13 protein-coding genes (1 of these 13 running past the window's edge) are annotated in these 15,252 nt (G+C 51.9%); 7 read left to right on the forward strand and 6 right to left on the reverse strand.

What is annotated here, in order from left to right; translation table 11 throughout:
* On the reverse strand, positions 1 to 373 hold the 5' portion of the coding sequence (gmhB, locus tag DQM29_RS13240; RefSeq protein ID WP_111741123.1) for a D-glycero-beta-D-manno-heptose 1,7-bisphosphate 7-phosphatase. 194 nt of this gene lie to the left of the window's left edge; the window shows 373 of its 567 coding nt (coding positions 1-373); its start codon is at positions 371 to 373; the stop codon falls past the left edge of the window.
* Between the two features lie 202 nt (positions 374 to 575).
* On the opposite strand from gmhB, the gene metN reads away from it, so the two are divergent.
* The 7 genes from metN (at position 576) to DQM29_RS18125 (ending at position 6,698) form a co-directional block, all read left to right on the forward strand.
* Positions 576 to 1,607, forward strand: coding sequence for a methionine ABC transporter ATP-binding protein MetN (gene metN, locus DQM29_RS13245; protein WP_111741124.1), 1,032 nt, complete (start codon positions 576 to 578; stop codon positions 1,605 to 1,607).
* Complete coding sequence (locus DQM29_RS13250) at positions 1,600 to 2,253, forward strand: methionine ABC transporter permease MetI (protein ID WP_111741125.1); 654 nt, start codon at positions 1,600 to 1,602, stop codon at positions 2,251 to 2,253. Before metN ends, DQM29_RS13250 begins: the two co-directional genes overlap by 8 nt.
* A 61-nt stretch (positions 2,254 to 2,314) precedes the next feature.
* Positions 2,315 to 3,130, forward strand: a complete 816-nt coding sequence (locus DQM29_RS13255) for a MetQ/NlpA family lipoprotein (protein WP_111741126.1) — start codon at positions 2,315 to 2,317, stop codon at positions 3,128 to 3,130.
* 130 nt (positions 3,131 to 3,260) lie between these two features.
* Entirely contained in the window at positions 3,261 to 3,599 is a 339-nt protein-coding gene (gene rcsF / locus DQM29_RS13260; protein WP_111741127.1) for an Rcs stress response system protein RcsF, read from the forward strand.
* Positions 3,599 to 4,306: a tRNA (N6-threonylcarbamoyladenosine(37)-N6)-methyltransferase TrmO gene (gene tsaA / locus DQM29_RS13265; RefSeq protein ID WP_111741128.1), complete on the forward strand. Its 708-nt coding sequence runs from the start codon at positions 3,599 to 3,601 to the stop codon at positions 4,304 to 4,306. The genes rcsF and tsaA overlap by 1 nt, the downstream gene beginning before the upstream one ends.
* Before the next feature lie 147 nt (positions 4,307 to 4,453).
* The gene (gene proS, locus DQM29_RS13270) at positions 4,454 to 6,175 is read left to right on the forward strand and encodes a proline--tRNA ligase (RefSeq protein ID WP_111741129.1); all 1,722 of its coding nucleotides are present in this window, start codon (positions 4,454 to 4,456) and stop codon (positions 6,173 to 6,175) included.
* Between the two features lie 271 nt (positions 6,176 to 6,446).
* Positions 6,447 to 6,698, forward strand: coding sequence for a hypothetical protein (locus tag DQM29_RS18125; protein WP_145960373.1), 252 nt, complete (start codon positions 6,447 to 6,449; stop codon positions 6,696 to 6,698).
* 87 nt (positions 6,699 to 6,785) lie between these two features.
* Here the strand turns inward: DQM29_RS18125 and DQM29_RS18465 are convergent, their stop codons facing one another.
* The 5 genes from DQM29_RS18465 to DQM29_RS13295 form a co-directional block, all read right to left on the reverse strand.
* Positions 6,786 to 7,181, reverse strand: a complete 396-nt coding sequence (locus DQM29_RS18465) for a C40 family peptidase (RefSeq protein WP_232054919.1) — start codon at positions 7,179 to 7,181, stop codon at positions 6,786 to 6,788.
* A gap of 594 nt (positions 7,182 to 7,775) precedes the next feature.
* Positions 7,776 to 9,131, reverse strand: coding sequence for an MFS transporter (locus DQM29_RS13280; protein ID WP_111741131.1), 1,356 nt, complete (start codon positions 9,129 to 9,131; stop codon positions 7,776 to 7,778).
* Positions 9,132 to 9,658: 527 nt separating this feature from the next.
* Entirely contained in the window at positions 9,659 to 12,229 is a 2,571-nt protein-coding gene (locus DQM29_RS13285) for an autotransporter outer membrane beta-barrel domain-containing protein (RefSeq protein ID WP_111741132.1), read from the reverse strand.
* Positions 12,230 to 12,707: 478 nt separating this feature from the next.
* The gene (locus DQM29_RS13290) at positions 12,708 to 13,865 is read right to left on the reverse strand and encodes a glycerate kinase (protein WP_111741133.1); all 1,158 of its coding nucleotides are present in this window, start codon (positions 13,863 to 13,865) and stop codon (positions 12,708 to 12,710) included.
* A 5-nt stretch (positions 13,866 to 13,870) separates the two neighbouring features.
* On the reverse strand, positions 13,871 to 15,139 hold the full coding sequence (locus DQM29_RS13295) for a GntP family permease (RefSeq protein WP_111741134.1): 1,269 nt from the start codon (positions 15,137 to 15,139) through the stop codon (positions 13,871 to 13,873).
* Positions 15,140 to 15,252: the final 113 nt, after the last annotated feature.

Consider the following 15,252-nt stretch of genomic DNA (forward strand, 5'->3'; position numbering starts at 1 on the left):
TAAGCGCTTCTTTTGCCGACAGCAGCATTCCGGGTTCGGGCTTACGGCAGTCGCACTGCTGACGATATTCTTCAACGCTTCCCTCTGGGTGATGGGGGCAGTAATAAATACCGTCCAGCTCTACACCCCTGTCAGCCAAAGACCAGTCCATCCATTCCGTCAGGGACAAGAACTGATCTTCTGTATATAAGCCTCTGGCAATACCCGACTGGTTTGTGACAACCACCAGCGCAAATCCCATCTTTTTCAATTCAAGGCAGGCTTCAATAACGCCGTCGATAAACTGAAACCGGTCCACTTCATAGATATATCCATGATCGACATTGATGGTTCCATCCCGGTCAAGAAAGATTGCAGGAATACTATTTGCCACGGGACCCCCTCTAATGGCCTATAACTGACTGTGATAGGGCTGATTTTACCCCCAGTGTGCACTTTTCGATAGTTCTAAAATGATTTGACTTAGACGTCTAGACGCCTTAGCATCCATTTAATCACTCGGCCTAGGCCGGGTTTTCTTTATATTGTCGATCGCTTGAATCTACGGCGTTCGTAATAACAGCAGCAAACAGAAAATGATTAAACTTCATAACATTACAAAGGTTTTTCACTTAAAGGGTCGGACGATAGACGCCCTTTCCGGCGTGAGTCTACACGTTCCTGCGGGGCAAATATACGGCGTTATCGGGGAATCCGGCGCGGGTAAAAGCACGCTCATTCGCTGCGTTAACCTGCTCGAGCGACCAACCTCGGGTCAGGTCTTAGTGGATAATCAGGATTTAACCAATTTGCCTCCCAGCGAGCTAACCAAAGCGCGCCGGCAGATGGGAATGATCTTTCAGCACTTTAACCTGCTCTCTTCACGCACCGTCTTTGGTAACGTCGCCCTGCCTCTTGAGCTGGACAGCACGCCCACAGACGTTAGGAATAAGCGAGTAGAAGAGCTTCTGGCTCTGGTTGGACTTTCAGACAAGCGCGATGCCTATCCTGCAAACCTGTCAGGGGGCCAGAAGCAGCGCGTTGCTATTGCCCGCGCGCTGGCAAGCAACCCTAAAGTGCTGCTGTGTGATGAAGCCACCAGCGCGCTGGATCCGGCAACCACGCGCTCCATTCTTGAATTGCTTAAGGATATTAACCGCCGTCTGGGATTAACCATCCTGCTTATTACCCACGAAATGGATGTCGTTAAGCGCATCTGCGATCAGGTCGCAGTTATCAGCGGCGGCAAGCTTATTGAGCAGGATACGGTCAGCGCCATGTTCTCTCACCCGAAAACGCCGCTAGCACAGCAGTTTATTCAGTCAACGCTGCATTTGGACATTCCAGACGACTACTCAGAGCGCCTGAAGCCAGAGCAGCAGGAAAATACTCATCCTCTGCTTCGCCTAGAGTTCACCGGCCAGTCAGTCGATGCTCCGCTGCTGTCAGAAGTGGCTCGCCGCTATAACATTAATAACAACATTATCAGCGCCCAGATGGATTACGCCGGTGGCGTAAAGTTTGGCATTATGCTGACCGAGATCCACGGCACCAAAGAAGATACCGCTGCCGCCGTTACGTTTTTACAAGAGCACCACGTGAAAGTTGAGGTACTAGGCTATGTCTGAAGCCATGATGAAATTAATGCTGCAGGCGACCGGTGAAACGATCGTAATGACCTTTGCCTCTGGCTTTTTCGGATTTTTACTTGGCCTTCCTGCTGGCGTGCTGCTTTACGTCACTCGCCCAGGACAGATCCTTGAAAACGCCGTGCTTTACCGCAGCCTTTCCGCCGTTATCAACGTGCTGCGCTCAATTCCGTTTATTATCCTGATTGTTTGGATTATTCCTTTTACGACGCTTATCGTCGGTACTTTTATCGGCCTAAAGGCCGCTCTAGTACCGCTCAGCATCGGAGCTGCGCCGTTTATTGCCCGTATGGTAGAAAACTCGCTGTTGGAAATTCCCACTGGCCTGATTGAAGCCGCGCGCGCCATGGGCGCCACGCCGATGCAAATAATCAATAAAGTGCTGCTGCCAGAAGCCCTGCCGGGCCTAATCAACAGTGCGACAATTACGCTGATAACGCTACTCGGCTATTCCGCTATGGCGGGTGCAGTTGGCGCAGGCGGTCTGGGTCAGCTAGGCTATCAGTACGGCTACGTTCGGTATGACGGCACGGTCATGAATACCGTTTTGATCTTGCTGGTTATTTTAGTGTATATCATTCAGTTTAGTGGCGATCGTATCGTTAAAGCCGTTACCCACAAGTAGCGGTTTTAACAAGAATAAATCAGGCTGCTTGCAGCACACTGTTAACAGAGAGAGAGAAAGTATGACATTCAAATTTAAAACGTTTGCCGCTGTCGGCGCCCTTATTGGTTCTCTCGCCCTAGCGGGATGTGGTCAAGAAGATAAAAACCCCAACCACATAAAAGTCGGCGTTATCGTTGGCTCCGAGCTGAAAGTGGCTGAAGTCGCTAAGCAAGTCGCTAAAGACAAATACGGCCTAGACGTTGAGCTGGTTACCTTCAACGACTACGTACTGCCGAACGAAGCGCTGAGCAAAGGCAACATCGACGTTAACGCCTTCCAGCACAAGCCTTATCTGGATCAGCAGATGAAAGAACGCGGCTATAAGCTGACCGTTGTTGGCAATACGTTCGTTTATCCGATCGCGGCCTACTCCAAAAAAATCAAAACGATGGATGAGCTACAGGACGGCGCACAAATCGCTATTCCTAACGACCCTACCAATATGGGCCGCTCACTGCTGCTGCTGCAAAAGCAGGGTCTTCTTAAGCTGAAAGACGGCGTCGGCCTGATGCCTACGCCGCTGGACATCATTGAAAACCCAAGAAACTTCAAGATTGTCGAGCTGGAAGCCCCTCAACTACCGCGCGCGCTTGATGATAACCAAATCACTTTGGCTATCATCAATACAGCTTACTCTAGCCAGATCGGCCTGACGCCAACCAAAGACGGCATCTTCGTTGAAGATAAAGAGTCTCCTTACGTCAACATCATTGTTTCTCGTGAAGACAACAAAGACTCTGAAGCCGTGAAGAAATTCGTTCAGGCTTTCCATTCTGATGAAGTGGCTCAGGCCGCTAACGTTGAATTCAAAGGCGGCGCAATCAAGGGCTGGTAAGAAATTCCCTGACTGACGCACGTTCTCAGAATATACTAAGGCAGATTGATATATCTGCCTTTTTTATTGGCTCGCGGGCTCTGTAATATCCCGCGATGTGCAGCCTATGAATAACGAGTAAGGAAATGCTATGCGAATTCTCTCTTTCTGCCTGCTTGCCCTTCTGCTAGGAGGCTGCGCTCAGCAGACTTCACAGCAGCACGTTGAACCCGTTAAACTTTATAAAACTGAAGCGGAGCTGTCCGGCGCGCAGTTTCAGGAACTGGGGCTGGTTTCCGGCGATGCCTGCCAGTTTACCGCTCAGGACTCTCCGCCAAGCATTACTGCCGCAATGCTAGATATGCAAAAGCGCGCTGCCTATAAGGACGCCAACGCGGTGCTCCTTCACCGCTGTGAAATGATGTCCTCCGCTCCCGGCTGCTACCAAACCGCCGTTTGTGAAGGCACGGCACTGCGCGTTGCATTTTAATGGCGCCTCTGTCGCTGACGCCAATCGGCGTCATCCGCTCGCCCTATAAAGAAAAATTCGCCGTTCCTCGCCAGCCCGGGCTGGTAGAGGACGGTACCGGCGAACTGCACCTTCTGCCGCCTTACGCACAGGCCGAGGCGGTACGAGGCCTAGAGCAGTTTAGCCACATCTGGATCCTGTTTATTTTTCACCAGACAAAAGACGGTGGCTGGCGGCCAACGGTTCGCCCTCCCAGACTGGGTGGAAATGCCCGCATGGGCGTCTTTGCCACCCGTTCAACCTTCCGCCCCAATCCTATCGGAATGTCGCTGGTTGAACTTAGAGGCGTACGCCAGCAGGAAGGAAGAGTTATCCTTGAGCTTGGCAGCCTCGATCTGGTTGACGGTACGCCCGTCGTGGACATCAAGCCCTACCTTCCCTTTGCAGAAAGCCTGCCTCACGCCCACGCAGGTTTTGCTCAAGAGGCTCCACAGGCCGATATGCCAGTTCGTTTTTCACCCGACGCTCAACAGGTTCTACAGCGAGAAACCCAGCGATACCCGCATCTTGAGCGATTTATCACTCAGGTTCTGGCACAGGATCCCCGCCCGGCCTATCGTCAGAAAGATCGGGAAGCGCGGGAATTCGCCGTCCATCTGTTGGACTTCAACGTACGCTGGCGGGTTGAAAACGGTGAAACCTGCGTCGTCGCCCTTGATAAAAGATAGAAATTCCTGCATCTCTCTTTTGGCAAGCCTGCGTCGCTGATACACTAACCCCCTTTTAAAAATTGAATCGATTTCCTTCCACCACCGCTGAGTTGGTAGGTGGAAGCGGTAACCTGACGTTTATCGTTTATATGGAAGCACTACACCATGCGCACTAGTCAATACCTGCTCTCTACACTGAAAGAGACACCTGCCGACGCAGAAGTTATCAGCCACCAGCTTATGCTGCGCGCTGGGATGATCCGCAAACTGGCCTCTGGCCTGTACACCTGGCTGCCTACCGGCCTACGCGTTCTGAATAAGGTGGAAGCCATCGTTCGCGAAGAGATGAACAACGCCGGCGCCATCGAAGTTTCGATGCCGGTCGTTCAACCGGCAGATCTGTGGCAGGAGAGCGGGCGCTGGGAGCAGTATGGACCTGAGCTTCTGCGCTTTGTCGATCGCGGCGAGCGCCCTTTTGTACTTGGGCCGACTCACGAAGAGGTGATCACCGATCTGGTGCGCAATGAAATCAGCTCCTATAAGCAGCTACCGCTGAACTTTTATCAAATCCAGACCAAGTTCCGCGACGAAGTGCGCCCTCGCTTTGGCGTCATGCGCTCTCGTGAGTTCATCATGAAGGATGCCTACTCCTTCCACACCACTCAGGAATCGCTACAGGTCACCTACGACAAGATGTACGACGCCTACAGCAAGATCTTCACCCGCATGGGTCTGGACTTCCGCCCAGTGTTGGCGGATACGGGCTCTATCGGCGGTAGTTCTTCTCACGAGTTTCAGGTACTGGCCGGCAGCGGTGAAGACGACATCGTGTTTTCCACCGGCTCCGACTACGCCGCCAACATCGAGCTGGCCGAAGCGGTCGCGCCTAGCGCCCCTCGCGCCGAGCCTGCGGAAGAAATGCGCTTGGTTGATACACCGAATGCCAAAACCATCGCCGAGCTGGTTGAACAGTTCAACCTGCCGGTAGAAAAAACCGTAAAAACCCTGATCGTCCACGCGGCTGAAGAGAGCGGCCATCAGCTTATCGCTCTGCTCGTTCGCGGCGATCACGAGCTGAACGAAGTTAAAGCCCAGAACCTGCCGCAGGTGGCAAGCCCTCTGGAATTCGCCGGGGAAGAAGAGATCCGCGCAGCCATTGGCGCGGGCCCTGGTTCACTTGGCCCGGTTAATATGCCGCTACCGATTATTGTTGACCGCTCCGTCGCGGCCATGAGCGACTTTGGCGCCGGCGCTAACGTTGACGGTAAACACTACTTCGGCATCAACTGGCAGCGCGATCTGCCGCTGCCTACCGTTGCCGATATCCGCAACGTCGTCGTTGGCGACGCCAGCCCTGACGGCAAAGGCACGCTGCTTATCAAGCGCGGTATCGAAGTGGGTCACATCTTCCAACTGGGTACCAAATACTCAGAAGCGATGAAGGCTACGGTTCAGGGCGAAGACGGCCGCAACATTACTATGACCATGGGCTGTTACGGCATTGGAGTGACTCGCGTTGTCGCGGCGTCTATTGAGCAAAATCACGACGAGCGCGGCATCATTTGGCCTGACGCCATCGCACCGTTCGAAGTGGTTATCATCCCAATGAACATGCACAAGTCCTTCCGCGTGCAGGAAGTAGCAGAGTCACTGTACAACACCCTGAAAGCCAACGGTGTTGACGTTCTGCTGGACGACCGTAAAGAGCGCCCGGGCGTAATGTTCGCTGATATGGAGCTGATCGGGGTTCCTCATACTGTCGTTATCGGCGATCGCAACCTCGATAACAACGAGCTGGAATACAAGAACCGCCGCGTTGGTGAAAAGCAGATGATCAAGAGCGACGACATCGTCTCCTTCCTGCTTTCTCAGATTAAGCGAGCTTAATCACCCCTTCAGATAAAGCGCGCCTTTTTTGGCGCGCTTTTCTTTTGTCTCGACCTGCTATCTCAACGTCTATCCGACTAGTGTTCGCGCCTACGGCCCCCACTGTTAACTCCCTTTCCACACGTCTTCGCTGTTAAACCCTCGCGCCCTTACCAAGTGTAAAAATACAGAAAATCACGTTAGCTTTTCGAAAAGCGAGTTGTATTGATACTCCTGCTCGCTATGTTAGCTGCATAACACACTCTTTTATCAAAGATAAAAAGGACATCTTATGAAGCTGAAAACTCTCGCGATTGGATTCTTAAGCGCCATCATTATGGTAGGAAGCCTAAGCGGCTGCTCGTCACGGCATCATCATGACTCTCACAGAGGCCACGGTAACAGTCACGGCAAACAGATGCACAGTCAAGACAAGCGCCCGGGCTCGGGAGATAGCTCAAAGGGCTATAGCCATATGGGAAACAAGAAGCCCTCGTCAAACCAAGGGCCTTCTGGCGGGCACAGGCCAAACGGCAGACGCTAGCCCCCTCAGCGCGGCCTCAGCTAATCTTGTTCAACAGGCTGAGGTCGCTTTAATACCTCTTTTCAACACGACCAGCGAACTGCCGTATCAGCGAACCGCATCATTCAGCAGCACGCGCCGAGCGCCGATATAGCGTTCCTGCCAGTAGTCGTCGCCTAATCGACTTATCTGAATATCCTTTCCGGTACGCGGCGCCTGAATAAACTCTCCCCCGCCCAGATAAACGCCAACGTGATCGGCGTGTTCTGTCCCTCTGCCGTGCGTGTGAAAGAAGACGAGGTCTCCAGCATTCAGTTCGGTTTTCCCTACCCGCTTCGCCTTTTGGGAAGGCATGTGGTACATGCTGTTAGCCGTTCTTGGCAGCGTTGACTTCAGCTTATCCCGATAGGCATAGTTTACCAGCCCACTGCAGTCAAAGCCGGTTATTGGCGACTCGCCGCCATAGCGGTAGGGTTTTCCCAGTTGCTTCATCAGTTTGGACACAACCCCCTGCCTCACGGTCTGAAGTCGGTCTTTTGGCTGCATACTCTTCGAAGCAGATGCTAGGCTAAGCGGGGCTGCGCGCATCGTTTTTAGAGGATGAGTTTTTAGAGGATGAGCCTTTACTTGTGCCACCTTTCGCCCGTCCGTCCGCATCCCGGCATCCTTTTTACGCTTCTGGCTCCCCTTACTTTGGGCCTTGGCGGTCACTGGAGGCTTTACAAACTTCTGGTGCCCCGCCGCGCTGGCACAAGAAGAGAAAAACAGCAAAGCCATCGCAAAGCATACAGCCGCCTGCCAGAAGAGACTAAAAAAGGTGTCAGAGCGTGTTTGTAGGTAAGTCGTCATCATAAGTGAGTGTGAAGCGCTCGGTGTAAGATTAGCCAAAAGTATTCATTCTAGTTTATTCAGAAGCACTTTATTGAAAACGACTTTTTTGTAACGCAGCCCCCAATAAAAATAACAGGATATGTCAAAGCGTAACCCTACAGGTAAAAGGGCAATGCTTTGCTCAGCTACGTTGTCACCGGTAGAAAACGCCCATAAAAAAACGCCGGGCTGTTTTTCCCGGCGTTTCTCACTCAAGCAACAGTCGTGCTATTCTGCAACGACTCCCGCAGGAGAATCATCGTGCTGCTGACGCTTCGCCGTCCAACCCTTATAGGACAGCGGCAGGAACGCCACAGCAACGGCCAGTAAAGAGACGATGCCCACGTAGTAAGCCGGAGCCATAGGGCTCTGCTGAAGCCACGCGCCGGTGATCATTGGCGTCAGGCCGCCGAATACGGCATAGGCTAGGTTATAGGCAAAGGACAGCCCAGAGAAGCGGATTGCGGGTGGAAACGCCCGAACGCCGATAATAGGCGTGGTAGCAATCGCGCCGGCAAACAGCCCCATCAGGCCATAGTTAAACATCAGCTCACTTGCGGCCATCTCGGGATGCAGCGCGCTATAGAAGTGGTAGGCGCTGATAGCCAACCCGCCCCAAGACGCAGCCATACAGACGCGAGTGCCCAGCTTATCGCTGATCCAACCCCAGAAAATGCAGCCCAGCGTCAGCATCAGCGTCGCGACACAGTTAGCCTGTAGCGACACGGTACGATCGATGTGGTACATCTTCTCCACCACTACTGCTGGCGTCATCAAAATGGTAACCACCACTGCGGTGGACAGAGACCAGGTTAACACTGCGGTGATAAAGCAGGCTTCTTTATGGCTCTTCATAACGGTTTTCACCGGCATTTCTTTAGCCAGCGCGTGCTTAGCGGCCATCTCTTTAAAGATTGGTGTTTCCTGTAGGAATTTACGCAGGTACACAGAGATAAATCCAAACACGCCGCCAATCACAAAGGGAATACGCCAGGCGTAGTCGTTGATTTCAGCGCCGCTGTAAGAGCTTTGAATAATAATAGCCACAATCGAGCCCAGCAGAATACCGCCGGTAATACCTGACGTCAGCGTACCAACCCCCAAGCCGTAGCGCTGTGCAGGGGTATGCTCAGCAATAAATACCCAGGCGCCCGGCATTTCGCCACCGATGGCCGCACCTTGCAGAATGCGCATTAGCAGCAGCAGAGCCGGCGCCAGCATGCCGATGGTTTCGTAGGTCGGCAGGAGACCTATCACCAGCGTTGGCAAAGCCATCAGGAAGATGCTCAATGTGAACATACGCTTACGGCCGATCTTGTCGCCGTAGTGAGCCATAATGATCCCGCCGATGGGGCGTGCGAGATAGCCTGCGGCAAAAATACCCAGAGTTTTCATCTGAGCGATAAACTCGTTGTCGCCCGGGAAAAACAGATGGGTTAATGTGCCGGTAAAGAACACAAAAATGACGAAATCATAAAACTCTAGCGTTCCCCCTAATGAGGATAAGCCTAAGGTTTTATAATCACTCTTATTTAACGGTCGAGCCTGCGGCTGCCCCGCCTGAGTATCTGAAGACGCTGTCATTGACTTATAACCTGCCATTAAAACGATGATTGTTGTTTAAACGTTGCCTAATACACTGTCAGTTAATGCAACCGACGCCAAATGCGCCCGCGAAATAAGAAAGCGGGGCCGGAATTTATCATTCAAAAATGTTCTATCGCTGAAGTCGTTCAATCCGTTGAAACGCGGTTGGTACTACGCAGCAGTGATGAATGGATTTGTCTTTATGTTATAGCAGTATATTCGAATCTCTGTAAACCTTTTAGTTCAATATAGGGTTATCTGCTTTAGGTGTCGTCAGAAACTGAAATAAACCACTAAATAAAGCCTATTTGACACGTTTATTGTTGCTAGCAAGAGTGAGCGCCCAAGTCGTCACGCTGCTGTATAGCACTGCTTTCGCAAAAAAAATGTTAAAAACGCCCTCTGCCGCCCTGCCATCTGCCTGCTTGCTCAAAAAGGGAGCTATAGGAAAATCAGCATAAAAAAACGCCGGAGCCCTATAAAAGCGCACCGGCGTTATTGGTATGCGTTAACACGCAGGCATTTTAGAAGCTGTAGCGAATGCCTAGGTTACCCTGCATCGGATCTTCCCGATCTCCGCCCTTCGCATAGTCCACCTCGGCGAATACCGAGATTTCCTTATTGACGATCGCGCTCACGCCTACGCCGTATTTGCCCATATCACCGGAAAGATCGGTGTTAAAGGTATTACGGTCGTTGATAGTGACTTTATTATTGTCAATATACTCACGCACCCAGGCAGCCTTCACATAAGGTGTGATGGAGCTGTTCGCGCCGATGCTGAAAGTACGACCCAGATTCATCCCCAGTTCGGTAGTGAAAGAGTCCTGATCGTCGATACTGCCCTTCATGCCGTTGCTCAACTTAACGTCTTTGCCTTCAACCTGCACATAGGTCAGCTTCGCATAGGGTTCAACCCAAACGCTATAGGCCGCGTCAATGCGATAGCCAGACTCCAGCGAGCCACCCAACGCATTTTGGCTATAGTCACCGCGAATGCCCGTGCCGTTTGTCGATACCGCTTTTAGATCGTTATTAAAGTGGTTGTACTTCAGCACGCCGTCCACATACCAGCCCGCATTGCTGAAATAGGTCGCATACGCCCCAACGCTGTAGCTATCGAGGTTACTGTTACCACCGCGCGCATGTTTTACTTTCGCCGTTCCGTAGCTGCTAAAGCCCCCCAGAAGCATTTTGCCGTTTTCGCTGTTAACAATGCGGTCGACACCCACTTCAACGCCAGACTGCGTTAGCTTAAAGTCAGTATGGTCAGAGTTAATGCGGCTCTGCCCATCGGTCAGCCTTACCCACGCTCCGGCATCACCGGCGTTTTGCTCTACCATACCTTTTCTAAAACGCAGGTTTTGCAGCTCGTTGTTAAAGATCAGCGAAGGAGCAACCGCCATTGACAGCACCGCATCAGTACTTGGCGTCGTTGTTCCCGGCTTAACAGTCGGTGGCAGAGTACCGCCGGGATCTGGATTTGGATTCGGGTTTGGATCCGGATCTGGGTTTGGCGTTGAAGGTACATCTTTTGCCGCACTCAGGTACCACACTTCACTGCCGTTTTCTTCACGGTGATTCAGGCTATACATATAGGTACCGCCGTCAACGGCATTAATCGCCGTTCCGCTGAGATCCGCCAGCGCAAAGCTAGCGCCGCGGCTTTGATCGGTAATCAAATCCAGACTTCTCTGATCGGGCTGAGTAATTTCTGCACCGGAATCTGCCACGGACACTTTATGGCTACCGCTGCCATTAGTTACCAGCAGGTAGTCACCCCGGTTATTCTCAATAGACGCGTTAAACAAAAAGTGCAGGCTGCCCGACAGGCTATTCACGTCAAGGCGAGAATAAATAGCCTCTCCCGTTACGCCATCAACACCGCTAATAAATCTAACCTTACCGGTACCGCTAAGCGCACCCACGCTGGCCGTATCCGTATCGGCTGAGTTAGCAATAGCCAACAGCATGGTGTTTTCGCCGTTCAGCACCACATTTTCTGCATAGGCGCCGTTCACTCCGGCTGCCGACGTCAACTGAACCTGACCGTTATCATAAACCTGAGTTGTACCTTCCAGACGTGAACCTGTAGACAGCCAGGATTTCGCGCTATTGTGAATGGTCACATTATCGGCAAATGAATTGCTGTACACGCTTTGCTCTGCGTTATCAAACAGCTCTACGTTCGATGCTCGACCACCCTGCTGAACCTTCTGGGCGCCCGTGCCGTAGACTTTAGCGCCGTGAGCAACGCCAGCAACAGACGCAGGATCCGAGCCGCTAATATATAAATACTGAACGCCGCCGCTATTTATCGTTGTATTGTTGGCAATACCGCCGTTATATACGTACTGCAAAGCGCCGTTATTTATCACAGAGCCGTCAGACACGCCGTCGCTCGTGACGTACTGAAAACCACCGCTGTTTATTTCAGCATTTTTGGCCAAACCGTCCAGACGAACAAACTGAATACCGCCCGAATTAATCTTGGTGCCAGTCGCAATACCCTGCTGCTGAACGTATTCATAGCCGCCCTGATTAACCACACTGTTTTCACTGGTACCGCCCAAATAGACGTACAGCCGACCGCCGCTGTTTACTTCGTTACGAATAGAGCGACCGGGATCGTCGGTTCCGCCGCTGTTAGAGACGTACACCGTACCGCCGTTAAGGAAAGAATCCTGCAGCGTACCGCCGTCAAAAACGCGGATCAAGCCGCCGTTTACGTTAATATTGGTACCCAGTGCAGGTACCGTTGCGTCGTAGTCGTCCCAGGCTATATGAGGCTCTTTAGAAATATAGGCCGTTGCACCCGTGTTTACCGTTGAGTCGGTCATAAATCCAAGAACGCTTAGCACGCTACCGTCTAACATATTGAGGTTTAGCGCCTGCCCGGCATAGCCACCTTGCCCACCGTAGTTCCACGCGCCGATTTCCAAACAGCTGTTGCCATCCAGATCTCCGGAAAACGTGGCATCGCCACCAAAGGTCACATGAGGCAGATCGCCACAGATACTCTCTGCATAAACGGATTGTGGTAAAGACAGTGCGGTAAACAGCGCAATAGCGGAAAGTGAGGTTTTCAATTGCATAATAAAGATATTTCCCTATAGAACACCAGCCCTAATTAATGCGGGAAGATGGTATCACCAGAGAATAAAAAAGCAACACCTTAGTAAGGTAATAAAAAATAACTAAAAAAATTAAAAACACATAATTAACAACGCAACACCATGATAAATATGACATAAATTTTTAAGCAACACTTTTGATTTTAATTTTAACTCAATCAGCCACACCATTTAATTTGATTAAAACAAAATAATACCGCAATAAACTATTCTTTTTTTATACAAATAGGTCGCTATAAAATCTTCTGTTTTTCTAAAATTGGCGTGTTTCAACAACCTGTTTTAAAAAGCAGCAATTGGACACATTAAAAGAGTAAACTTATGTAAATTTTTTATGAGTAGAAAAAATAGAAGGGTTTTGAGCGTAGGAAAAAAGCGACCCAGACAGCCCGCGCTATCGGCGATGCTGTCCAAGCCACAGAATGAAGCAACTAAAACGCTAGGATACTGACTGTACTACACTGGATTGTGCCAATTTCCAAACGCTAGCAACGTTACGCGCCGTTACGCGCAGGTTGTACTCCGCCTCCGCCAGTGCGTCTGAAAGCGTGACAACCTGAGTAAGAATAGAAAACGCAGCGTCCAATCCCTGTCCATAAACAACCCCGTGATCCGGCAGCAGTCCCCCCGCAAGCGCAATGACCGGCTTGTCGTAGCGCTTGGCGGCTCGTGCTACGCCAATCGGCGTTTTGCCACAGACGCTCTGGCTATCGAGTCGCCCTTCCCCAGTAATCACCAGATCGGCGTCTGCCACCAAAGGCTCCAGCCCCAAAGTTTGAATCACAATATCAACACCGGGACGCAGTTGGGCATTTAATACGCCCAAGAGTGCGGCTCCCATACCTCCTGCCGCACCGGCTCCCGGTACATTCATTACGTCACGACCCGTCGCGCGCTGAATCAGCGCGCCATAGGCCGACAGCGCGCTGTCCAGCGTATCAATCATTTCCGGCGTCGCGCCTTTTTGAGGCCCGAAAATCGCCGACGCGCCGTTAGGGCCGCACAGCGGGTTGTTGACATCACAGGCTACCGTAATAGAAACATGGGCCAGTCTGGCATCAACACCGCTAAGCTCGATGGATGCCAGCGACGTCAGCGCTCCGCCGTTCAGAACCAGTTCACGGCCTGAGCCATCAAGTAATGAAACGCCTAGCGCCTGCAGCATGCCTGCACCACCGTCGTTGGTTGCACTTCCGCCAATACCTAACAGAATGTGCTCAACCCCCTGCTCTAACGCCGCCAAAATAAGCTCACCGGTGCCAAAGCTGGTAGTCGTTAACGGATTTCGTTCGCTCGGAGCAACGTGATGCAGCCCAGATGCCGAAGCCATCTCTATAATGGCAGTTTTGCCATCACCTAAAAGCCCCCAACGCGCCATCACTGGCGTACCCTGTGGCCCCATCACCTGCTGCTGAATATAGCGCCCCTGAGTGGCCTCCACCATGGACTCAACTGTTCCCTCTCCGCCGTCTGCCATCGGCAGTTTCACATACTGAGCATCAGGGTAAATTTCGCGAAACCCCTGCTCAATGGCAGTAGCCACAGCCATGGCTGACAGACTTTCCTTAAAGGAATCAGGCGCAATAACTATCTTCATATCGACTACCCCGCCAGACCAAATACGCCAAACATCAGAGTAGATACTGCCGCAATCACAAAACCAATCAGGGTTTCATAAGGCAGTAGCCCTAAGCGTTCGCGGATTTGCATATTCACACTGCCGCCGGTGGCGTGGAAAAAACTGCCGTGTGGGAGGTGATCCAGAACAGTAGCGCCCGCGTGAATCATCGCCGCGCCGGCAAGAGCTGTCACGCCTAAATCAAGCAGGGTCTGACTGAATACTCCCGCTGCAACCGCAGTACCCGCAGTCGTAGACGCTGTCGCCATAGACATAATGGCACCAGAAATCGGAGCCAGCAGGTAAGGCGGCAGCCCAGATGCCGTTAAGCCATCAATTAGCACTTCTTTCAGCGCTGAGTTGGCAATAATGCCCGCTAGAGTCCCGGTACCCAACAGCATAATGGCAACCGGAGCCATGCGTGCCAGCCCGGCCATCATGAACGTATTACTTTGGCGAATACGTCCCATCATCAGCGCGCCAACCAGGCCACCGACAGGCAGCGCGATCAGCGGGTCAATCGCTATTCCGGCAATAGGACGCAGTGCCAGCAGCAATATTGCAACTAAAGGCGCACTAATGGCAGCAAGAAAACCGGGCTGCTTTACAGAAGTGTCGTGTGAAATTACCTCTTCCGCCGTCACTTTGCTGCCTTTATTGGTTAAACGCTTGGCAAGAAAGTAAGCGATGACTAATCCAAAAAGGCCGGGAACGATACCCGCCATCATGACAGAGGTCAGAGGAACGTGGAACGCGTCCGACGCGGCAATCGCGTTTGGGTTAGGCGACATCACGTTTCCTGCCTTACCGCCGCCGATCATCGCTAGCAGAATGGCGGTTTTTGACAGATCCGCCCGTCGCGCAATAGACAGAGCAATCGGCGCAACGGTGATCACCGCAACGTCAATAAACACACCCACGGCAGTCAGGATCATGGTGGCAATCGCCAGCGCCAACAGCGCTCGCGTCTCCCCCACTTTTTTCACAACCGTCTCAGCTATCGTGTTAGCAGCGCCGGACTCAATCAGCACCCCAGCCAGAACGCCAGCAGCCAAGATCCGCAGCACAGCATTTGTGATCCCCTGTGCGCCAGTGACCATCAGTGTCACTGTTTGTACCAGATCGGCACCGCCGATAAGCCCGCCCACTAGCGCCCCGGCCATCATGCCGTACGCCGGTGAAACCTTTCGTAAGATTAAAACGATAGCCACTACCAGTGCGGCAATGGCTCCAATTGCGGATACTGTCGTCATATTTTTACACTCCCCCATAGAAAGAATGGGGGCAGTATGAAAAAGGCTCTACTGAAAAGCTTGAGCAAATTAACGAATTATCAGACAGTTTCGATAGTGGAAATTGTAGAATC

This window comes from Leminorella richardii (assembly GCF_900478135.1).
GTDB classification, from domain to species: Bacteria; Pseudomonadota; Gammaproteobacteria; order Enterobacterales; family Enterobacteriaceae; genus Leminorella; species Leminorella richardii.

Excerpts from the sequence above, each read along its gene's own strand:
- DQM29_RS18125 (WP_145960373.1), top strand. The coding sequence starts at position 6,447 with ATGAAGCTGAAAACTCTCGCGATTGGATTCTTAAGCGCCATCATTATG.
- DQM29_RS13290 (WP_111741133.1), bottom strand. The coding sequence starts at position 13,865 with ATGAAGATAGTTATTGCGCCTGATTCCTTTAAGGAAAGTCTGTCAGCC.
- DQM29_RS13250 (WP_111741125.1), top strand. The coding sequence starts at position 1,600 with ATGTCTGAAGCCATGATGAAATTAATGCTGCAGGCGACCGGTGAAACG.
- DQM29_RS13295 (WP_111741134.1), bottom strand. The coding sequence starts at position 15,139 with ATGACGACAGTATCCGCAATTGGAGCCATTGCCGCACTGGTAGTGGCT.
- DQM29_RS13285 (WP_111741132.1), bottom strand. The coding sequence starts at position 12,229 with ATGCAATTGAAAACCTCACTTTCCGCTATTGCGCTGTTTACCGCACTG.
- metN (WP_111741124.1), top strand. The coding sequence starts at position 576 with ATGATTAAACTTCATAACATTACAAAGGTTTTTCACTTAAAGGGTCGG.
- tsaA (WP_111741128.1), top strand. The coding sequence starts at position 3,599 with ATGGCGCCTCTGTCGCTGACGCCAATCGGCGTCATCCGCTCGCCCTAT.
- DQM29_RS13255 (WP_111741126.1), top strand. The coding sequence starts at position 2,315 with ATGACATTCAAATTTAAAACGTTTGCCGCTGTCGGCGCCCTTATTGGT.
- DQM29_RS13280 (WP_111741131.1), bottom strand. The coding sequence starts at position 9,131 with ATGACAGCGTCTTCAGATACTCAGGCGGGGCAGCCGCAGGCTCGACCG.
- proS (WP_111741129.1), top strand. The coding sequence starts at position 4,454 with ATGCGCACTAGTCAATACCTGCTCTCTACACTGAAAGAGACACCTGCC.
- rcsF (WP_111741127.1), top strand. The coding sequence starts at position 3,261 with ATGCGAATTCTCTCTTTCTGCCTGCTTGCCCTTCTGCTAGGAGGCTGC.